Genomic DNA, 21574 nt, shown 5'->3' on the forward strand with positions numbered 1-21574 from the left:
TTACCTCACACTTAGCTAAGGGTGAAATCCTGCGAATTCATGAGCCTGAGTGAGAAAACTAAATCATATTGAGGGAGTTTAATAAATACAGCTTACCGTAGTGATAGGCTGCTTTTTAATCAAATTAAGATATTTACCAAAGAAAAAGATACATATTTCCTGTCTTGATGATTAATACAAGTAAATCACGTTTACAAAGGACAAAAGACAGGCAGAAGATTATAAATTCACTAACAATTTAGGGTAAACGTAAACCTAATTGAAACCGCCCATCCAATAACCCGATGGGCGGTTTTTACATACTACTTTCCTGCTCCTTTATCACCTGCTCAACCCCCAACAGAATCAGCTTCAATCCGAACTCAAACGCTCCGTCGGTCCCCATCAGCTCGAACAGCCCGTTCGTGAACATCCTCCGAAACAGTCCCGCATCCGTCTCGCTCATGGAGTCCAGAAGGCGAATCATCTCCTCACCCGGATGCGCTTCCTGGTCCTTAAGGATAGCGGAGACATTGCGCTCATGCTGATAATCGTCTAGAACGAAATAGAAGACATAGTTCACAAGCGTAGTAACCACTTGCATTTTCTGCTCTTGCTCAAGCGGCGTCGATTCCACGCAGAGCAGCATACGGTTGGTGAACCGGATGATGTCCGGTTCGTGGGGCAGCGTCATCATCATGAGCTGCGTGGAGCAGGGATATCGGCTGAGCACGCTCCGTACCGTTACCGCAAGCCCCGTCAGCTGCTCCTTCCAGTCCCCCTCGGAGTGGAACTCCTCCAGAATCATCTTCGATACCTGGTTGGCCAGACGCTGGTAGAGATGCTGTTTGCTCTTGAAGTACCAGTACAGAGAGGGAGCCTGAATCCCTAACCTGTCGGCCAATCGTCTCATGCTGAATTTCTCGATGCCCTCCTCTCCAAGAAGCTCCCACGAGGTTTCCAAAATCTTATCCTCCGAAATTTGAGGCTGCTTTTTTTTCATCGGTATCCGCCCTTTTATCTAACAGTGTAAGTTTGTGCTTTACAGGTTCATTGGTTCATGATACCATCTAACACTGTAAGGCACAACCTAACAGTGTTAGACTGAAGGGCAAAATAAATAAAGAAAGTAGTGATTCGCATGGATGCAGAAAACCTCCATTACTTTGAAAAAGCACCGGTCGCAAAAGCCGTAGCCCACTTCGCTATACCAATGGTGCTAGGCACGTCAATGAGTGTCATTTATTCCGTCTTGAATGCCTATTTCCTTGGTACACTTCACAATACTGCTATGTTAACCGCACTCGCACTAACCCTGCCGTTATTCGCAATCATTATGGCGCTAGGCAATTTGATTGGCATGGGCAGCGGTACATTCATCTCCCGTTTGCTAGGAGAGAAAAAATATGATGATGTAAAGCATGTGTCTTCATTCGCCTTTTACAGCAGTTTAGTTCTCGGTCTTATTGTGATGGTCGTCGGCCTCCCGTTGATCGATCCAATCGTTCATGGCCTGGGGGCAACGTCTGACTCCTTCGGATTCACGAAGGACTATGTGACGATTATGCTTATTGGTTCACCATTCGTCATATTATTCTTCACGCTGGAGAATATCGTGCGCTCGGAAGGTGCAGCAATCACGTCGATGATCGGTATGATTCTCAGTGTTGTTGTAAATATTATTCTCGATGCGCTAGTCATCTTTGTCTTCCATTGGGACGTGATCGGCGTTGCGTCTGCTACGGTCATCTCTAACTTGGTTGCGAGTGCATTTTACGCCTTCTATATGGGATATAAGAGCCAATTCTTAACCGTCTCGATAAAATGGTTTAAGGCTACCAAGGACATTCTGAGCAATGTATTCAAAATCGGAGTTCCCGTCTTTGTTATGAGTGTCTTCTTGGGTGCAATGTCGCTCATCCTTAACCTTTTTCTTGTCGAATATGGGGATCAGGCCATAGCTGGGTATGGAATTTCATCACGTTTATTGCAATTTCCTGAGTTTATTCTGATGGGCTTATGCGAGGGAGTCGTGCCGTTGATTGCCTTCTCTTTTACAGCGAATAAATTACGCATGAAGCAAACCATTGGATTCACGATCAAAGTGATTGTGGCGTTAGCAGTCGTATTCGGCATCATCGTCTATTTGATTTCCGACCACTTAATTGGTTTATTTACAAATGACTCGCAATTAATTGAAATGGGCAGCTACATTCTACATGTGACGTTCCTATCCTTGTTCATTACAGGAATGACCACATTGTTTACCGGAATCTTCCAAGCAACAGCGCAAGGAACCGCCGCGTTTATTATGTCAATTATTCAAGGAATTACTCTGATTCCTGTGTTGTTTATCGCCAATCAAATGAACGGCTTTCACGGGGTGGTATGGTCCCTTGTCATTTCGGATGCCGTCGCGTTCCTTGTTGGTGCCATCATACTGTATGTTCTGCGGACCAAATTGCAGCCTGATTTGGATAATTTAGTACAGTAGAAAACATATAATACGCAAGAAGGCAGGATAAGGACACTCCCCGACCCTGTCTTTTTTAGGTACATGGACGGGGAATAGGGCTATTGTCATTTAAAAAATGAAAATGCTCCCTACCTGCAGGATCTTGCTTATTCAGCGCCCCATCGCCACACTCATCGGAAAGTTCTTACCTCCGAAGATCATCGTTTCCACCGCAAACTTCGAGACGAGCAAACCCGTGCCTCCTAGTCCCTTATATTTCACTTTTCAACGCTCCATTCCCAAAGGAATTATTTGTCTGTCTGGGAGTGTTAATAAAACCTAGAGTGAACTCTAGGTAAATTAGCGACTTTATTCTTTTTTCAACTCGGTGGGGTAGAACTGTATTAACCTAAACTGCCCGTTAGTTTAACCTTCGTTTGTTGTCCTTGTTTAGACTATTCTCTACGAGCTATACGAAGCCCTTGATCGGGACCAAATCCATTCGCATCGAACTTGCCTCGGAAAGATATCTCGTTGTTGCTAACGTTGCCGATCCAACCGCCGCCCTTCACAACCCGGAAGGAACCGCTTTGGCTATCCAAGTCTCCGTACCAGTCCCAGCACCATTCCCTTACGTTGCCAGACATATCGTAAATTCCTAACTCGTTGGGTTTCCGGGTACCGATTGATTTTGTTTTATTATTGTTGCTCTCTATGATAGGCCAGTTCCAGTCTCCAGATAAGTACTTGTCTCCGGCGTTTTTCCAATACCATGCGACTTCGTCGGCATTATTGCTTCCGCTGTATGTGTAGCCCTTGCTCGCCTGACCTCCGCCTGCAGCATATTCCCACTCCACTTCTGTAGGCAATCGGTAACCGTTAGCTCCCTCATTAATCGTTACTGTCCATTTTATATTATCGTTATCATTCTTATTATTCGGGTCTTTTTTATCCTTGTCTATGTTGTAATACGGTTTTAAACCCTCTCGTATACTTCTTTGATTACAGTACTCCACAACGTCATACCAACTCACCATTTCTACCGGCAAACTGTCGCCTATGAATGCTGAGGGATTACTTCCCATGACTTCAACCCACTCTTTTTGAGTTACCTCATATTTGCCGATATAAAAGTTCGATAGAGTCACGCTTTTTCCAGAGTTGTCGGACTTGTTGTTCTGAAAAGTCCCACCTTCCACGAATACAAGGTTATCCTTTTTTTCAGGCTTATCTTGTGAACAAGCGCTGATCACAACCATTGTTGCTATTAAAAGGAACATGAATAGCTTTCTCATTGATATATCTCCTTTAAGCTGATAGGAAAAATGATAGGCCACGACGGCCTGCAACTCGCCTCCGGCATCATCGAAGGCCGTTCGTCTGGCAGAAAACGGCCTTCAACGCATCCGGACTGACGGATAGACTGGAGTGGAACGGCCAACGGCCTGTGTCCAATGTTTAGGGATCGGTGTTTCCTCCATGATCGATTCATTTAAACCCTATCTATCAGACAGCTCTCAAAACCCGCTTATCCCGTGAGACAGTCCCAACCGCGCCTGTTCGTTGAACAGCTTGCAGTTAATTGGTTACCACACCGTTACGTTAGAGCTCCCGCTACTCTGATACCCCTCTGTCGCCAACACCTGGTAAGACCAGCTACTTCCCAGATTCATTCCTTTGCTCGCCCATGCGTTCACGTGGTTGCTGAAAGTGATCGTGGAGTTGCCCCCGGTCGCTCTCTTCGACTGTCGAACACTCCAGTACTGAGCAAACGTTTGTGTGCCGTCAATGGAAGGTGCGTTGTATCGCATTGTTGTGTAGATGTCATATGTGCCCCCATCACTGGTCACCGTACCTTTATACGTTCCGGTAGGTCGATAAGTCCCCCAGCTATCAACGACGTAATATTCGATGAGTGCGTTTCTCGTCCACCCGTAGAGAGTCAAATATCCATTGCCGGACGGCGCCCAGACGCCGGCATTGTAGTTAATCGTTCTGTTTGGCGATCCGGTAGTCCAGCCTTTGCCGACAACAAAATTCCCGGTATCTTTCCATGTCACGCTGTAATTACCGCCTGATCCATTAACAGCATTGACCGTCCCGCCGCCATCGGTCCAATTTTGCCAATAGTCTGTCGCTGCACTTGAGGTTGTTGCAAACAACCCAAAACTCATGGAAGCTGCAAGAACTACCGTCATCATTTTCTTACTAAACTTAAACATACTTTACCTCCTAAAATTTTTGTTTTTGTCCCATACACCTGCTTGTTGGTAAATTCTCTTTGCAGTACATCACTTATCCGTGCCATATCGCGTTTTTTACTTTTACCTCCTTTCTGAGTAAATTATAGAATGATAGCGCTTACATAAAAACCTAGCAAATTAAAGCTTTAACTCTATTATGTTTAGCTTTCTTTGAATTTTATAGAAGCCGTCGAGGACAGTAACCCCACAACACGGTTATGATGGGACGATTCAATGAATAATTCCAGCAATAAAGCTCCTGTGAATTCATCACGGGAGCTTTATTGTGCATGTTATGCCTTTTTACTTGTAACGTTTAGGATTATCTGTCTGATCAAGAATAAAGTCGATACTCACCTTGTGGAAATCCGCCAATTTGATCAAGACAACACTTGGGACATCCAGATTCCCATTTTCATATCGGGAATACGTAAGAAGTCAGCCACGGTCTATTTCTTTATCTATTTAAAATGAACTAAAAAATAAACCAAGTTGAACAAGAACGGAGTGGACGGAATGGTGCTGTACAAGCGATAGCGTTCGCCTTTGTGCCCGGACTTCAACCTTCTTAGCTTGATTAAGAAATCCGGGCGCAACAGCGATGGGAAGCAACATCCGACCGCGTAGTGGCGCCTCATGTACATTTCTACTCAGCTTATATACTAAAAAAAACTTTATGCGAAAAGCGCATAAATATCAACATGTAGCTTCCGCATGCCGTATACTTGCCTTGGGTGATGGATTTACGTGAGAACAAAGACTTAAAACAATAGTATTCATAGGGAGGCCTGATGAAAATGATTTTGGAGGATATGTATTATGGGAATTGGCGTCCCAGTGAACAAATAAAGTCAGCCGATCCTGAGTCTCAAAAAGTAAATCAAAAAATTAGTGAACATATGGAGATGCTGAAAAATAAATTATCAGAAGTCGATTTTGAGCAAATGGAAGTCATATTTGATTTATTAAACGAGTCAACCTCCCTACACTCCGCAGCAGCATTCATTCACGGGTATCGGACGGGGGCATTAACGATGATTGAAGTATTTAGCGGGGAACACGAGTCTATACCAAAACGAGTGTGAAGCGAACCGATTATAGATGGGAACATTTAACGAATAAGTACAGAAAAAAGCACTTCAAACGGCAAAAGTAATCTTTTGCCTTGAAGTGCTTTGCTTTGTATGCAAATCCCTTTACTTCGCTTCTAGCGCTCGGTATTGAGCCAGTTGTTCCTTGACCACGACGAGGTCAGGTAACGACCTGATACGTGCCTACACTTCCTGCTTAAAAATATGTTACTTGCACAGGTGGTCGGTGAGCGGAGCGGGCAGAATTGTTCTGAAGAAGCGGAGCGTTCGCCTTTATCCCCGGATTTTCACCTTTAAATTTCTATTCCAATGAAAAAAATCCGGGGATAACAGCGATCGGAAGAACAATCTGCACGCGCAGCGCCTCTCCTGAGAACAACTATATTTTTAATCCCCCACCCGATTCAAAAATACCTTTGTCCGCTCTAGCTGCGGATTGCCGAATATCTGCTCCGGCGTACCGGACTCTGCAATCTCTCCATTGTCCATAAAAATGACACGATCCGCCACATCTCTCGCAAAGTTCATTTCGTGGGTCACAATGACCATTGTCATATGCTCCTCAGCCAGCTTTTTAATAACCCGCAGTACCTCGCCCGTCAGCTCGGGATCTAGGGCCGAGGTCGGCTCGTCGAACAGTAAAATATCGGGGTTCATCATCATTGCCCGGGCAATCGCCACACGCTGCTTCTGTCCGCCCGACAGTCGGGACGGATACGCATCCGCTTTATCCGCCAAGCCGACTTTAGCCAGCAGTTCCGCGCTTTGGCGACGCAGCTCAGACTTGCTCGTTTTTTTCACCAGCTTTGGAGCCAGCTCCAGATTATCCTGCACCGTCAAGTGAGGGAACAGATTAAAATGCTGGAATACCATGCCCATCCCGGTGGTAATGCCCTTAATGTCGCCTGCCGGGGCGTACTGACCATTTTCCACCAATGCTTTATCATGGATGCGGATCGTCCCGCCCGTCACATCTTCCAGATGAACCAGACTGCGAAGCATAGTGCTTTTCCCCGAGCCAGAAGGGCCGATGACCGCAACGACCTCACCCGCCTTGACGTTAAAGCTCACTCTTTTCAGAACGTCGAGCTTGCCGAACGATTTTTTCAAATCGATTACTTCTATTGCGTTAGTATTCATATCCCGACATTCCTTTTACTCGAATTTAAAACGTTTTTCCAGCGCTCTAAAGAATAGCGTCAGCACCAAAGCCAACAACAAATAGATCATAGCCGCTACAAAATAAGGCACAATCGAAAAATCACGGTTCACAGCCGTATTCGCAAAATGAAGCAGCTCCGGTACAGCTACCGCATATAGCAACGCCGTATCTTTGACCAGTGTTGTCGCCTCATTCGTGACCGCAGGCAAAGCAATCCGTACCATTTGCGGCACAATAACTCGAATCAGCGTCTGCGACTTGCTCAGGCCCAGCACTTGTGAAGCTTCGTATTGTCCCTTATCAATCGACAACATCCCGCCTCTGAAAATCTCAGCAAAATAAGCCGCATAATTCAGCACAAATGCCAGCAACGCAGCCGTTGTCCGGTCCAGAACCAGATACTCCCCGATCACAGGCAACATCGGCAGACCAAAGCAAAAGAACAGCAGTTGCAGCAAAAGAGGTGTGCCCCGTATGACATAAATGTACGTATGCATCAGCCAGGCGATTGGCTTAATCCGGCTTTTTGCCAGCAACGTAACGATAAATCCCAGCGGAATGGACAAGATGAGCGTGATAAAAAATAAAATAACCGTCATCTGCGCCCCTTCGAGCATAGGCTTCATAATTCGTAAAATATAATCCATACTCATAACCTTCGACTCCTAAACCCTTAGTTCAATACGCTACGTATTAATTCAAAACTTTATCTTCACCAAACCACTTTTTCGAAATCTCAGCAGCTTTGCCATTCTTGTGCAGCTCATCCAAAGCAGATTGCAATTGCGTCAGCAGCTCTTCGTTCCCTTTTTTCACGCCGATGCCGTACTCCTCAGGGGCCAGCGATTCACCAAGCAGCTTATACGTTCCTGGCTCTTTGGACATATAGTATTTGGCTACCACTTCATCAATGACAACCGCATCCAGACGTCCGGTTTTCAGGTCGGTCAAAGCGAGCACATTATCGGGATACTCAGACACCTTCACCTTGCTCTTGATCGGATTCGCATCCAGTGCATCGGCTGCCGAGGACAAAGTTTGAAGACCCACGTTTTTGCCCGCCAGATCGTCCAGCTTCGTGAGATTGGACTTGACCGGAATCGCGATTACTTGACTATTTTTCAGATACGGCTTCGTAAACAGCACCTTTTCCTTGCGCACATCCGTAATCGTATAGCCGTTCCAAATCAGATCAATACGGCCGCTGTTCAGCTCGGATTCTTTGGCAGACCAGTCAATGGGCTGAAATTCCACTTGCTTGCCCATCTGCTCCGCAGCCGCCTTGGCGTAATCAATATCAAATCCGGTCAGCTCGTTATTTTCATCTCTAAAACCCATCGGTGCAAATTTATCATCAATTCCGATGATCAGCTTGCTGTTATCCTTACCGCCGGAGCATCCGGCCAAAACGATCATAATCAATCCAATCATCATTGTGAACATGGCTGTTTTTTTCATTTTATTCCCTCCAGCAATGGTAACCTCCCTATCCAAAGGACAGGCGGCAAACGCTTTAGTTCGTTAACACGTTATCAGAGTATCATCATAACATACCGCAAGATACTCGTCGAGAGGAAGGAGTGGATTCTTAGCCTTATAATAATGGAAAACCTGTGACGAAAATTTGACCAATGTTCTATAATGTAAAACCTTACCTTGACACGTTGCCAAAACCGTTTTATCATTTCCTAGTATTCTTATATACTTTTATTTATTTCATAAATTTAGCAGCAATAGTATGTAAATCAGCTTGATAGACAGGAGAAATAAAGCCCCATGTACATTTTAAAACGTCTTTTTACGATGCTCGTTACATTGTGGATTATCGTCACTTTAACGTTTATCATTATGCACATCATTCCGGGGGACCCGTTCTCGAACGATTCTAAAACGATTCCGGAAGCGGTGCTGCAAAACATGCGCGCCAGATATAATCTGGACAAGCCGCTTGCCGTGCAGTATGTATTGTATCTGAAAAATTTGCTGGTGCTGGATATGGGCCCATCTATTCAATCAAAAACGACGGACGTGAACATGCTCATTGCCAGGGGTTTTCCACCTTCCGCATTGCTCGGCATTCAATCCATCGTTGTTGCGATTATTGCGGGTATTGCGCTCGGAACGCTGGCAGCTTTACATCATAATCGACCATTGGATTATATTTCGATGTTTATTGCCATTGTAGGTATTTCCGTACCCAGCTTCATTTTGGCACCGCTTTTAATCAAATATGTGGCCGTCAAATGGCATCTGCTCCCGGTCGCCTCATGGGGAACCTGGCAGCATACGGTGCTTCCATCGCTGGCTCTCGCCGTTTCCCCTCTCGCCGTCATCGCCCGCTTCATGCGGACAAGCATGCTTGAAGTGATGCATCAGGAGTACATACGCACCGCCAAGGCGAAAGGGCTATCCTCTTGGGCCATAGTCATCCGTCACGGGTTGCGCAACGCACTGATTCCCGTGCTGTCCTTCATCGGACCCCTGTTCGCTTCCGTCATTACAGGTACCTTTGTTGTGGAAAAGATATTCGCCATTCCCGGCATCGGTAAATACTTTGTAGACAGTATATTTAACCGGGATTATCCGGTCATTATGGGCACAACCATTTTTTACAGTGCCATTCTGGTCGTTACCTTATTTTTAATTGATATTTCCTATCGTCTTGTCGATCCGCGAATTAAATTAGTCAGCAAAGGAGATTAACATGAAAGCAGCACCCACTGTCGAAAGGGACAGCCTGTTCAGTCCCGTTGACCGCAGCCAGTTACCCGCCCCCACATTGTCCAGACCCAAAGAATCACTATGGCGGGATCGGCTTCGCAGACTTTTTAACAATAAGCTCTCTCTACTGGGGCTTTCCTTACTTATCATTATTATCGCGCTGGCGATTGCCGGACCTTCCATGGTTCCTTATGCCCCCAGTGACCAATCCCTATTAAAGACGAACCTTCCTCCTTCGGGAGAGCATTGGTTTGGTACGGATGATCTGGGAAGAGACGTATGGGCACGGACCTGGGCCGGGGCGAGAATCTCGCTGATGATCGGGTTTGCCGCTGCCGCCATTGATTTGGTGCTTGGCATACTCGTCGGCTGTATAGCCGGATATTGTGCGGGACGCGGCAAAACGGGCGACCGGATTGACAGCAGCCTGATGCGTATCATTGAGATTTTGTACAGCATCCCTTATTTGCTGGTCATCATTTTGTTGCTGGTCATTATGAAGCCGGGACTGCTCACGATGATTATCGCCTTATCCATCACCGGATGGGTGGGTATGGCCCGTGTCGTTCGGGGGCAAATTTTACAGCTCAAGCAGCAGGAATATGTGTTAGCCGCCCGTAGTTTGGGAACCTCCCATTCGCGCATTATTTTCAAGCATTTGCTGCCGAATGCAGCGGCGATCATTATCGTGAATCTGACGTTCACCATCCCCTCGGCTATTTTTGCTGAATCGTTCCTGAGCTTTCTCGGTCTGGGGATTCAATCTCCTTCCGCCAGTTGGGGGACGATGGCTAACGATTCACTCGGGGTCATTTTAAGCGGACAATGGTGGCGCCTGTTCTTCCCCGGACTGATGATCTCGCTCACCATGCTGGCGTTCAACACGCTCGGAGACGGGCTTCAGGATGCGCTTGATCCACGTTCACAGCATTAAAAACAGGGATTTACAAATGGAACAAGGAGGGGTGTCTACTATGATCCGCAATTTCTCGCCCAACAGCAGAACCAACGGCAGTTCCTTTATGGAACTTCGCACACGCGGCATACCTGTCGGAAAGGAGGATGAATAAATCCCGGTACGGTGCACCTTATCTTTTGGACAACTAACAAACTTAATGGAGGAATTATACGATGAAAAAAATGCATTGGATGACTGTCATTTTACTTTTGGCAGTAACGGCTTTGGCCGGATGCTCTGGCAATACAGACAAAGCAGCAAGCAATGATCCAGCCGCTGCTCCGCAAGCAGATGTTCCACAGGAAATTACAGCCAACCTGGCAGGTGGCGAGCCGTATACACTGGACCCTGCTTTTGCATCAGATACAACGTCCTACTTTGTTATTGATAACCTGTACGAAGGACTGTATACATACGACAAAGCCGGTAAAATCGTTGAGGGTGCTGCCAGCAAAGTAGACGTAACTCCTGACGGCAAAACATACACCTTCACCATCCGCGACGGCGCGAAATGGTCGAATGGTGACCCGCTTACTGCAAAGGATTTTGAATACTCCTGGAAACGGGTCCTGAATCCGAAAACGGCTGCCTACGATCCTTCCGCTCTGTACTACATCAAGGGAGCCGAAGCTTACAACACAGGCAAAGGTAAAGTAGAAGACGTGGGTGTTACAGCCAAGGATGATAAAACCCTTGTAGTTGAGCTGAAATCACCGCTGAGCTTCTTCCCAACAATCGCAGTGGGTCATGCGTATCTGCCCGTAAACCAATCCGTGGTTGAGAAAAGCGACAAATGGGCGGCAGAAGCCAACACCATTGTCGGCAACGGCGCGTATGTAGTCAAGGAATGGAAACATAACGAACAAATTACGCTGGCGAAAAACGATCAATTCTGGAACAAGGATGCCATTACGATGGCAACGATTAATTTTAAAATGGTTCAAGACTCCACAACTTATTATCAAATGTATAAAACGGGCGATCTGGATCTGATTTTGAGCCTTCCCGTAGATACACTGGATCAGGAAAAGAGCAACAAGGAATTCCTGTCGCATCCATCTTTCAGTGTGTACACGTATTCTTTTAACGTAAAACAAAAGCCGTTTGACAATAAAAAAATCAGACAGGCCATTACCTACGCGATTGACCGCGAAGCACTGGCTACCAGCGTAACCAAAGGTGGCGAAACTCCGGCTTACGGTTATGTTCCATACGGAACAACAACGCCATCCGGCAAGGACTTCCGTGATGAAGCACCGAAAAAATACTATGAGTTTGACGCTGCGAAAGCGAAACAATTGCTGGCCGAAGGTCTGAAAGAAGAAGGTTTGACCCAACTGCCACCGATCACCTTCAAATACAACACTTCGGACAAGCATAAAAAAGTAGCTGAAGCGATTCAGGAAATGCTGAAAACGAACCTGGGCGTTGAAGTGACGCTGGAGAATCAGGAATGGAAAACGTATATTGATACCTTTAAACAGAAGAACTTCCAGATCGCCCGTATGGGCTGGGAAGGAAACTTCCTTGATCCGCTCGGCGTATTGGGACACTATACTTCCAAAAACTCGAACAACTTTACCAACTGGAGCAACCCGGAGTATGACAAGCTGATCGAATCTTCTACCTTCGAGCTTGATCCGGCAAAACGCTTCGAGCAGCTTCATCAGGCTGAGGACGTATTGATGGAGGATCTGCCAATTATTCCGATCCAGTTCTCTGCGGATACGGCATTGATCAGCCCTAAAGTTCAAGGCATCGTATTTGACGCCCGTTCTAACCCGGATCTTCGTTTTGCCAAACGGGTCGAAAAATAATGTTTTTACGTTTCGGGGTAACGGCCCTGATCGTCGGTACCTTTGGTTATCTGCATGCCTCACCTCATCTGTTGGATGGTCATGAAAATGTGGCAACAGCGAATCTGCTATTTCTGTTAGGCTTGCTGGGCTTGGTGATCGGCGCAATCTTCCACGTCCTGCAAAGCGGGTTTCTCACCCTCTTCCTGCGGGGATTCGCCGACATCAGGCATCTGTTCATCCGACAATCCAAGGCATTACAGGAGGAAAACGAACGATTGCGTTCGGATGAATCTCTAACTGCCTGGAAAACGTCTGTGTTCCGTCACCTCAAGGTGTACACCTCGGGGTGCGGTACGGGGCTTGTGCTTTGTTCGATGGTTTTAATGGGAATAAGTTAGTTAGGGCGTATGAAAGCTTTCTTGCGGTTGGTGGGCGCTGCGCGTGCAGCCGCCGTAGAGCTTCTATACGTTTTAGTGGTGTGTAAGGTGGAGAGAGGGGTAGGCCAAGTGGTTTAACTTGGCCTACCTTGTTTTGTAGCTCAGGTACACAAAAAAGAGAGAGTTCCGCGGAGTTAATTCGTGGGACTCTCTCTTTTTTGTCTCAATAAATCTACCATCTGCGGCGTTCGTCGCCTCTCAGGGGAAAGTCGCTCAAATCTCCGAGTTGGTCATGCGCATCTTTGTAAATTCGGATCATAGCTTGTACCTTGTTAAAGTCGCTGTCTTCCGGGCCGAATCCTTCCATATACATTTTTTGAATAATGTTTTGGAAAAAATCCATACGTTCGCGGACGGAATCCTGCTCGATTTGCAGCACATCTTCAAAGCTGTGTTTCTCAGCAAATTCAGACAGCTCATCAAATTCCTGTTCCTGATATCGCTCTCCCCGGGTTTCGGGATTGAGATCAATAGAGGTACGCAAGGCTGACAACAAAATATTTTCCCGTACCAGCATGACATGAAAGTCCTTGTTCTTAAACAGATCCGCCACGATCAGACGGCACATTTCCTTGTTTTGCAACAGAATTCCGTCAAAAGGATGCAGTGTCCATACACCGTAATTAAAAAACAAATTGAAATTAAAGCTGCTGCTCCCATACTGATACACAATGTTGATTTTCGATTCGTCGATGATTTCAAATGAAAATTCCAGCATGCATTCTCCTTTGGGATTCCAATATTTAACTCTATCCTATCAGAAAATGCATGATTTTCAATAAAAAATTTTATTTCACAGTCTCATTTAATTCCACGATAGAATCTGCTTTTTCACTACTGGCAGCTACAAGCAGATAGACAATCACACACCCCAAAATAAAGGACATCATACGCTCGTTCTCTCCTTTTTTATTTCACTTTTTAAGAGTTTATGCACGAGATTGCTATGTATGATTATCATGTCCTTTATTAGCTGCCCCCAAACCAAAAAAAGACGCCTTTCAGGATCGCCCTGGCGTCTTTTCAATAGGTTAGGTCCATTATTTCACATTTGTAAAATCAGTTCAGAAACGAGCTTAGTCCTTCGGAAGAATCTTTATCCTTCAAACTCTTGGGCTGTTCCTTCCCCTCTATACCCAGACGTTGGCTGAGGTTGGCGTTGATTGCCGTCATTTTGCTCGTATAATCATGGCAGCTTTCAATAATTTGACGGTTGGATTTTTCGGACAAATCCAAAGCAGATACCAAATCCCCAATCGCCTGATTCACAGCCTCCAGTGACATAGAAGGCTTGCTAAGTAAATCTGTCGTTCTCTCCGTCGTCGTTTTGAGAAGCTTGGCATTTTCCTTGAATTGATTCTCAATCGTACGATTCGTGGCATCCACGGCTGAAATGATTTTGTCCTGATCCGCCAGCGCCATCGCAATCATAGCCGATACAGTGATTAGATTCGATGTTTTATCAATCGCATTATTTACAGAATCAATCAGTTTATCATTATTATCATTAATGATATCCGTTGCTGCAATCGCTTGATTGTAGAGCAAAATCATTTCGGTCATCGACTGCGTGCGAGTAACCACCTTGCGCAGTCCCCGTTCCAGATGAGGCTTCCGCGTTTCATTCTCCGGCTTGGCAATCTCAGTCTCGAACAGCTCCTTCAACCGATTGCCAAAGGCGATCTTCGTTTGCAAATTGTAGATTTCCTCAATGGAAGCCTTTTTCAACTGTCTCATACCGACGATGTTTTCTTCCAGATTGTCCTTACCGTCTCTCAAGGCTGTAATGATTTGCTCAATGTTTGTTTTGACCGACTGATATTTGTAAATGTAGTTCTTCAGCGGGCTTTTCCGCAGAAGCTTACCGAAAAAGCTCACATTTTTGCTCTGCTGGAGCGTTTCGCATTCATCCCGCAGCTTTAAGATCATGTTCGATACCTCGGCCCGGTCGCCGGACATGAGATCGTTCACCGGGCGATCCAGCATTTTAAGAGTCTGTCCCGCACGCTCCTGCGTTTTAACCCCCAACTTCCCGATGTCGTCCATTAAGGTGTCCAGGCTCATGACATCGCTCTGTGACACCTTCTGAATCAGCTGTGAAGCCTCCTCGGTCACCTTTTGTTCGTCTTCCTTTTTCAATTCAGCCCATGGGGTCGCCATAACGCTACCTCCTATCCTAAACAATAACTGTTATCCAAAGGCTAATAGTTATTGTTTAGGGCAGCTATGCTGCTTTTTTTAATTTTAAAATCCAACGGCTAATAGTTATTGTTTAGAGCAGCTATGCTGCTGATTTTTATTTTCATAAAAATAGCCTACAATTCGGAACTGCTGTACCGCTGGTGAATTAGTTCGGCTTTGCTTTGTAATTCCATCAGATCCTTGTGCTCCACCGTGGATACAATCACCGATATTTTGCTATCCACATCCCGCAAACCGTTTAATAACGTTCTCCGGTTGGTTCGCTTGGCATCACCGCTGAGCCGGAGAAATGGATTAATCAGTCCATTCAGGTCCTTCAAAATCAGCCTCCGAACGGTGTGGTTTACTTCGCTGTTATTTAATTCATGCAAAAGCGGAATCACCCGCTGTAAACGTGCGAACAGAGCCAATGCCTTCTCGACGATCTCGTTATCGAGCGCATCCTTTTGCCCCTCGGAGATTACCATATCCTCCAATACCTCCAGATACTCCATGACCTGAGCAAATTCGCTGCTCACCTGTTCCGATAAGCGTGGTTTCTCAGTTACAGGCTCTGTTGGTGCCGAGGATTCCTTTTCAATCTTTTGTGTCTCAACAGCTTGTGCCTGCTCTACCGGTATAACAGAACCCGTCAGATTGGGTCGGGGATGGCGGATAGCCATAACGACGTTGTATCCCCCTAAACCAATGATCGGAATCGCCAAACACACAAAAAATGGCAACCAAAAACTCAGCAAAAGCGCAATCAAATAGCTGCCCACGGCAATCGTGGTTCCCCACATTTTTGACGTCATAGCTTGTACCTCCTGACGTAAACCCTTACCATATTGTAGAAAATATACTCTACATGTGTCAATGTAAGGATTTACGTATGGTGATTGGCTGCTCGATATGACTGGCTAAAATGTCGTATTGCGGATAAAGCGGACCCACCTCGTGACCCAAAGCCGATTTAACCGCCAAATAAGGAAAATTGATGCCGGACAAGCATGACACATGTAGTCCACCAGACATCCGCGGATTGATTTCCAGCAGTTTGGGACGCTCGCCGTTATATTTTACCTGAATGTTATAATTGTACGGAATGTGATACGCCTCAGCGACCTTATGCGCCACATCCAGCAGCTCGGTATGGTGCTCCAGCAACCGTAATCGCCCTCCCGCCTTCCTGCGCGGAACTGCTGCCAGCAGCTTTCCGTTTCGGTCAGCCAGGCAATCAATACTGTATTCATAGCCCTCCAGCAGCTCCATCACCATCAGATTGGGGAACGACTCTGTGGATGACAATACACGATATGCCTCCTCGAACGAGATATGGTTCAGCGCATGTCCGAACAGCTCCTCCAGTGGATTACGCTCGTTGTCGATGATGCGAAAACCCATTCCGCCCTCTGCATTACATGGCTTGAAGCATAACTTATGCTCGCGTGCCGTTAACGTTTCATAAGCCTGTTTAAACTGCTCTGCATTGCTGGCAATGGCATAATCGGGAATCGTGACAATATCCTTTTGGCGAATGGATTCATAAAACAGATCCTTTTCCATCAACTGCTCCAACAGTTCGGTATCCCGGCATACGATGACCTTCGTCCCAATTTCGTCGAACAGATGAAGATTCTTGCTAATATCGAGCATATTCCACCGTGGAATAAATACATCAATTCCGTGACGCTGGCAAAAATCCGCACAATAACGTGCATACTCCACGCCACTTGTGCGCGGCTCCACCTCAGCCACATCACTGGCCTGTAGCGCCATGTGCTGCGGATCTGAGTGTGTCGCATAGATCTCGAACGGAATACCGTCCTCATTGTTACGAATAGCATTCATATAATGATACGCCACTGAAAACCAGCGGTTAAAATACACCTTAACCTTCTTCACAGAGCCACGTCCCCTATCTATTCTGAAAATGAAGTTTGAGCTGCGAACACACTCCGGTGTATTTCATGAACATACGCCATGATTTCGTCCGCTGCATAAACCCCCGACACTTCAGTAAAACGGTAATTGACCTCCAGCTTATCCCGCAGCTGTTCCCGATACAATTCACCATGACGGGGAGCAATCGCATAATCGGCATAGTCCAGCAGACAACGGTCCAGCAAAGAGTCACCGGACGCAACCACAGCCCCTCCATTCGTGAGATTACGGATATGCTCCACGGCTGCCTGTTTATTCACGGCCGCAGGCACCAGATATATCTTACGACCTTGAATGGATACCTCCCAGCCCATTTCACGCATAATCCGCGCCTTCTCCAGCACCTGTTCCAGCGGCATACGATCCCGTTCAATCACGAAAGCATAAAATAACTCGTCGCAAAAGCGTTCGTTTACGACCCAGTCTTCATGCAGCACCTGTCCGAACACCTGACGTGCTTCTTCCGCATGAGCACCATCACGCTGTACTTGTTTGTGAATACGTCGATTCCACTCTCGATCTACCTCGCCCCCAACGATGATGTTTCCGCCATTACTCGTCACGGCATATGCGGGAGCCAACTCCGTCTGAAACACAGTGATTCGTCTATACTGTTCTATCGTCCGAGTCGTCACGGGCATAAACATCACATCTTCCGGCAGGGCCTTTAGCAATTGCAGGGCTTGTGCAGAAATAAACGCCGACGTCGCCCCGTCCATCTGTTCCGCAGGCAACAGACCAAGGGACTCCAGCGGGATGCCAAGCGAACGTTTGGAGTAAATCAGTGTCTGATCCAGGTCACTTGCGTAGATCATTCTTGTCCCCCCTTGAGCGGCTTGATAATCCCGCAGCAGGAATAAGTCAATCCTTCAAACACCTCTACAGGCACTCCACGATCCTTTGCCAGCAGCATAATATGTTGAAGATTCGGATTATCCTCACGGTCAATCAGAATTTTCCACGGCACCCTGCGCAGCAGTACACGGGTCGTCTCTCCCACACCGGGCTTGACCAGATTAATATCCCGAATACCAAATGCCTGCTGAATCGCCTCAATATCCCGTAAGCCCTGCCATGTCACCGTAGGCGGATTCAATGTCATCTGTTCAGCATATGCAACGGCCGTTTCAGCCACATCTTGAAAGTACCCGGACACTGTATCCACAAACGTATTGGACTGATCCACCGACCGCCAGGATTCATAAAATTTGGCCCCATGGAAATCGTTCGGACCTATCAGATCGTCACGTAATACCGTCCGGCTCATCAAACCAGATACGGTCGAATTCAGACAAGCGCTTGGGATCAAATAATCTTCTCGTGTACCAAAGGTCTCCGAGCAGCTGCCCGGATCAGCCAGCACCGCCAGATCATCATTTAGGCGCAACCCGTAATCCGCATTCATCTCACGGCAGGCCTCGATCAACACCTGGCGAATCGCCCCTTTTCCCGTCCAGCCATCGACAAACTGGAGTTCAATTTCCAGCCCATGCTGCTGTAAAATGTATAAAATTGCATTCCGGTCAATGCCTTTGCCACGAATAATAGAAATGCTGTAATGCGGCAAGGATACGCCATACTTCCAGTCAATATAGCGCTTGATCAGGATACCAATGGGCGTTCCCGCTCTGGCAAGAGAAACAATCGCCGTGTTCAGGCCCCTTTTTCTCACAATCATCTCAGCCACAGAAGCTGCCGCTAATGCGATCTTTTCGGCAGATTGGGCAAGCGTTTCGTGAAACAATGCAATATATTCTGCTGTCGGCTCGTATTCCACTGGCAGCATTTCTGAATAATGGACTCCCGACTGAATCGCCTCTTCACGATCCTCCGTCCCTTTTTCCAACGTAACGCGGCTCAAATCCTTCAATAAAAAAGTGACATCCGAGGCAGGATAACTGCCCAACGGTTCGGGCGGATGAATGTTCTTCTGCTGTATTTGCTCAATGAGTGCTTGCTTCATATCCGCGCTCCTTTACTCTCCTGTCTAGTTAAACCGTTAAAATAAACGACATGCACTTTATCGCAGCCCAGACGGGTCAAAGCCTCCAGCATGGGGTTCATCCGCTCTGGGTCCGACTCCCTTTCGATCAAAACAAAGATCTCGTCATACTGACCAGGGGCTACATTATAAATAAAATTGCGTATCGTACTGTCCTCAGGCGATGGATATGTCACACCACAAGCGACTCCATACCCTTCTTCGCGGTGTGGATACACCGGGCTGCGTGTCGTCGATTGAAAATACACATTCGGACCTAACTCTGCTGCAATCCGCATTGGAATGTACATGAATTCTCCCGTGCCCATAACCAGCGTGCGTTGCCCAGAACGAAGTTGGTTCAGTCGTTCAGCTGTACGCGTGATTTCTGCATCCAACGCTGAATTGTCAGCGGATTGTAGACCAAAACGGCCTGTATATTTTAGATAAGGAGCTGTATTGGCGTACCCATCCGTTGACATGGAGCTGTGTACTACCCGCTCAAAACCGGAAGTATCCCTTTCAAAACGGTGGTCAATTATTCCAGAAGCGTATTTATTAACCTCTGCCATGCTAGTGGCTGCATGTTCTGGGTGCCCAGCCTGTCCAGCATATTCTGCGTGATCCAGTATCGGTACTCCCTGTACCTCAATCTTTCCTTTGAGCAAGCTTAAAGGCGTAATCGTAATGCCTAGCTCTGCCTCCAGATCAGTGAAAGCCTGCTCATCGCTGTCTGTCCGCCAATCTAATAACGAAGCAATCACATACTGTTTACGCGGAAAATGCTCCTGAATATCCCGTATGATATTAAGCGTTGTTTTTCCCGTCGTAATTTCATCATCTACCAGCACAATCGGGCCATCTCCCGCAAAAGCATCTTCATCCAGTGCATAGCAACGATGATCAACAGCGTGCGAATGCTCTTCTTCAAACCGAATAATAGGCCGAAGGCCCGGAATATCCTCGCGCGTCGTATGAATATACGAGGCTCCGTCGTCAAACAACCGATACATACTGTGTCCCAGTGCTGTAGCCGTCTCGGCAAAACCAACAAACTTGATCGGCTCCGTAAAAGCAAAAGCTAAACGTTCATCCATCAGCTTTCGGTAGGCCTCTTTCGCATAGTCCGGGTCAAGAAGTCCTCTCACGGCCTCTCCAATCAGTTCATCCATCTGTTGTCCTGCCTGTGGGACAAGCTCCTTATATAGTAGAATCGCCAGCGCCGCACCACTGAGCAGAGAAGTGTATGGGTTTACCGGAATATGCTTGCCCAGCACCTTACTGACAAATAAAAACGAACGCTTTTTGTTGACCCGTGCCGCCATCGCAAACAACTTGTCCACAGGAAGGCGGAATGGATTATGTGTCTCCGTAATTTTAACGCTGAACTGCTCCAGGATTGGCAGCAGATGTGTTTTCGTGGTTGGGTAAGAGACTGACAAAATGTTGTTGTTCATGTAACACCCCGTATACTTTTGATCTATTTATAATACGATGAGCCCAATTCAAATGCGGCTTAATTTCATTCATTTTGTTGGCATAGGTACTTTTGAATACACCCAGACTACCGTCGTTACGCTCAACAATTTCAAGTGCATCCATATACTCTTCATGTGTCACCGCATACATAGCCTGTACCGGTTTAATATGGGAGGGATGGATAATCGTTTTGCCGATAATCCCATTCTCTTTGTCCATCATGACTTCTCGAATCAGTCCGTCTACGGCATCTGAGATGAAGTCCATCCGCAAGTGTCGTCCCGGCTTTCCAAGTGCATCTTCGAAAGGAGACACTCTTAATTGAGGTTTAAAGACACGTTCTCGGTGAGAGAAATATTCCCATACAGGACCGGAAATGACATAATTTGAGCCCACGCGTCCAAACAAGTTAATAATATCTGCGATGCAATCCCGAATGACGGCAATTTCATAAATCGTAATATCCGGGCTGCGTCTCAAGCCATATAGACTGGAGAAATCGGTTGCCCCAATTCGTACATTCAGCACATATTCCTGATGCTCGTCTAAAATTTCTTTAATCGACAGCAGCTCTTTCCAGCGGGTTTCCCGATAAATGATTTTGGAGCTTTCAAGAATCGGTAATCCGTACAGCACAGGCATGTTGCTTTCGTTTCCTGCCCCTGTATGCATATTCCGGTTATATTCAGCAATGAGTGCAAAATACGCTCGTCCATTATCAGAAGAGAACTTGGGTAAGACAAAGCCCGTGAGCAGCGACAAAGATTCTCCCAAACCGTTCAGCAGTCGTTCCAACTGCTCCACAGAGCGCACACGCACAAATAACAAAGGTAATTGCTGTTCACTCATCATCCCCGTCCGTACATAGGACAATAGTTGAAGCAACTGCTGTGCCAGCGACTGTTCCGCCTGCCCGACCTGCTGATCCCCAATGGCATCCTCCAAATCCAGCATGACCGTCGTCAATCCTTCATGTTTTCCATTCTTGATCTCTTCCGCTACTTCCGAACGGGTCGCAGGCATGTACAAAGCTGCTCCTATCGCATAAGCCAATATACTTTTGGGAGAACGGTTATGAAACTCCAACGGTGGAGTATAAAAGATCGCTTCTACTTCCTCAGAGGTCAAATCATTAAAATATTTC

General features: G+C 46.6%; 20 protein-coding genes and 1 pseudogene. 6 read left to right on the forward strand and 15 right to left on the reverse strand.

The annotated features are described in order from the left end of the window. Positions 1–295: 295 nt before the first annotated feature. Entirely contained in the window at positions 296–982 is a 687-nt protein-coding gene (locus E0698_RS17160) for a TetR/AcrR family transcriptional regulator (protein WP_134911004.1), read from the reverse strand. Positions 983–1120: 138 nt separating this feature from the next. Here E0698_RS17160 and E0698_RS17165 point away from each other — a divergent pair, with 138 nt between their 5' ends. Then, complete coding sequence (locus E0698_RS17165; RefSeq protein WP_192512334.1) at positions 1121–2473, forward strand: MATE family efflux transporter; 1353 nt, start codon at positions 1121–1123, stop codon at positions 2471–2473. A gap of 416 nt (positions 2474–2889) precedes the next feature. Here E0698_RS17165 and E0698_RS17170 read toward each other — a convergent pair whose 3' ends face one another. The 3 genes and pseudogenes from E0698_RS17170 to E0698_RS27015 all read right to left on the reverse strand — a co-directional run. Next, positions 2890–3729 (reverse strand): formylglycine-generating enzyme family protein, encoded by an 840-nt coding sequence (locus E0698_RS17170; protein ID WP_192512335.1) that lies wholly within the window; start codon positions 3727–3729, stop codon positions 2890–2892. Between the two features lie 291 nt (positions 3730–4020). After that, entirely contained in the window at positions 4021–4656 is a 636-nt protein-coding gene (locus E0698_RS17175; protein ID WP_149095905.1) for a glycoside hydrolase family 11 protein, read from the reverse strand. A 324-nt stretch (positions 4657–4980) separates the two neighbouring features. Beyond that, positions 4981–5109: pseudogene (locus tag E0698_RS27015) on the reverse strand (helix-turn-helix domain-containing protein); the annotation flags it as partial. Between the two features lie 365 nt (positions 5110–5474). Between E0698_RS27015 and E0698_RS17180 the strand changes: the two are divergent. Further along, positions 5475–5762 (forward strand): DUF6809 family protein, encoded by a 288-nt coding sequence (locus E0698_RS17180; RefSeq protein ID WP_192512392.1) that lies wholly within the window; start codon positions 5475–5477, stop codon positions 5760–5762. A 393-nt stretch (positions 5763–6155) separates the two neighbouring features. Here the strand turns inward: E0698_RS17180 and E0698_RS17185 are convergent, their stop codons facing one another. The 3 genes from E0698_RS17185 to E0698_RS17195 are packed head-to-tail and all read right to left on the reverse strand — an operon-like array spanning position 6156 to position 8388. Beyond that, complete coding sequence (locus tag E0698_RS17185) at positions 6156–6908, reverse strand: amino acid ABC transporter ATP-binding protein (protein WP_149095907.1); 753 nt, start codon at positions 6906–6908, stop codon at positions 6156–6158. 15 nt (positions 6909–6923) lie between these two features. Next, the gene (locus E0698_RS17190; RefSeq protein ID WP_192512336.1) at positions 6924–7583 is read right to left on the reverse strand and encodes an amino acid ABC transporter permease; all 660 of its coding nucleotides are present in this window, start codon (positions 7581–7583) and stop codon (positions 6924–6926) included. Positions 7584–7623: 40 nt separating this feature from the next. Next, positions 7624–8388 carry an amino acid ABC transporter substrate-binding protein gene (locus tag E0698_RS17195; protein WP_192512337.1) on the reverse strand — a complete coding sequence of 255 codons (765 nt, stop codon included), beginning with the start codon at positions 8386–8388 and terminating at the stop codon, positions 7624–7626. A gap of 318 nt (positions 8389–8706) precedes the next feature. Between E0698_RS17195 and E0698_RS17200 the strand changes: the two genes are divergently transcribed. The 4 genes from E0698_RS17200 (at position 8707) to E0698_RS17215 (ending at position 12806) form a co-directional block, all read left to right on the forward strand. After that, positions 8707–9633 carry an ABC transporter permease gene (locus E0698_RS17200; RefSeq protein WP_134911012.1) on the forward strand — a complete coding sequence of 309 codons (927 nt, stop codon included), beginning with the start codon at positions 8707–8709 and terminating at the stop codon, positions 9631–9633. A 1-nt stretch (position 9634) separates the two neighbouring features. Then, a complete protein-coding gene (locus E0698_RS17205; protein WP_149095910.1) occupies positions 9635–10585 on the forward strand; it encodes an ABC transporter permease in 951 nt (316 codons plus the stop codon). Positions 10586–10782: 197 nt separating this feature from the next. Further along, a complete protein-coding gene (locus tag E0698_RS17210) occupies positions 10783–12426 on the forward strand; it encodes a peptide ABC transporter substrate-binding protein (protein WP_192512338.1) in 1644 nt (547 codons plus the stop codon). Next, complete coding sequence (locus tag E0698_RS17215) at positions 12426–12806, forward strand: DUF3899 domain-containing protein (RefSeq protein ID WP_192512339.1); 381 nt, start codon at positions 12426–12428, stop codon at positions 12804–12806. Before E0698_RS17210 ends, E0698_RS17215 begins: the two co-directional genes overlap by 1 nt. 211 nt (positions 12807–13017) lie before the next feature. Here the strand turns inward: E0698_RS17215 and E0698_RS17220 are convergent, their stop codons facing one another. From E0698_RS17220 to E0698_RS17255, 8 genes are all read right to left on the reverse strand, one after another. Beyond that, positions 13018–13563, reverse strand: a complete 546-nt coding sequence (locus tag E0698_RS17220; RefSeq protein ID WP_134911016.1) for a hypothetical protein — start codon at positions 13561–13563, stop codon at positions 13018–13020. 341 nt (positions 13564–13904) lie between these two features. Further along, positions 13905–15005, reverse strand: coding sequence for a toxic anion resistance protein (locus E0698_RS17225; protein ID WP_192512340.1), 1101 nt, complete (start codon positions 15003–15005; stop codon positions 13905–13907). A 155-nt stretch (positions 15006–15160) separates the two neighbouring features. Beyond that, entirely contained in the window at positions 15161–15841 is a 681-nt protein-coding gene (locus tag E0698_RS17230; protein ID WP_134911018.1) for a hypothetical protein, read from the reverse strand. A gap of 58 nt (positions 15842–15899) precedes the next feature. Next, positions 15900–16931, reverse strand: a complete 1032-nt coding sequence (locus tag E0698_RS17235; protein ID WP_192512341.1) for an ATP-grasp domain-containing protein — start codon at positions 16929–16931, stop codon at positions 15900–15902. A 17-nt stretch (positions 16932–16948) separates the two neighbouring features. Continuing rightward, positions 16949–17785 carry an HAD family hydrolase gene (locus E0698_RS17240; protein ID WP_192512342.1) on the reverse strand — a complete coding sequence of 279 codons (837 nt, stop codon included), beginning with the start codon at positions 17783–17785 and terminating at the stop codon, positions 16949–16951. Beyond that, on the reverse strand, positions 17782–18933 hold the full coding sequence (locus E0698_RS17245) for a cysteine protease StiP family protein (protein WP_192512343.1): 1152 nt from the start codon (positions 18931–18933) through the stop codon (positions 17782–17784). The genes E0698_RS17240 and E0698_RS17245 overlap by 4 nt, the downstream gene beginning before the upstream one ends. Continuing rightward, the gene (locus tag E0698_RS17250) at positions 18930–20276 is read right to left on the reverse strand and encodes a phosphoribosyltransferase family protein (RefSeq protein WP_192512394.1); all 1347 of its coding nucleotides are present in this window, start codon (positions 20274–20276) and stop codon (positions 18930–18932) included. Before E0698_RS17250 ends, E0698_RS17245 begins: the two co-directional genes overlap by 4 nt. A 52-nt stretch (positions 20277–20328) precedes the next feature. After that, positions 20329–21516 carry an HpcH/HpaI aldolase/citrate lyase family protein gene (locus tag E0698_RS17255; RefSeq protein WP_192512393.1) on the reverse strand — a complete coding sequence of 396 codons (1188 nt, stop codon included), beginning with the start codon at positions 21514–21516 and terminating at the stop codon, positions 20329–20331. Positions 21517–21574: the final 58 nt, after the last annotated feature.

The organism is Paenibacillus sp. 23TSA30-6 (assembly GCF_014858585.1).
Classification (GTDB): Bacteria; Bacillota; Bacilli; order Paenibacillales; family Paenibacillaceae; genus Paenibacillus.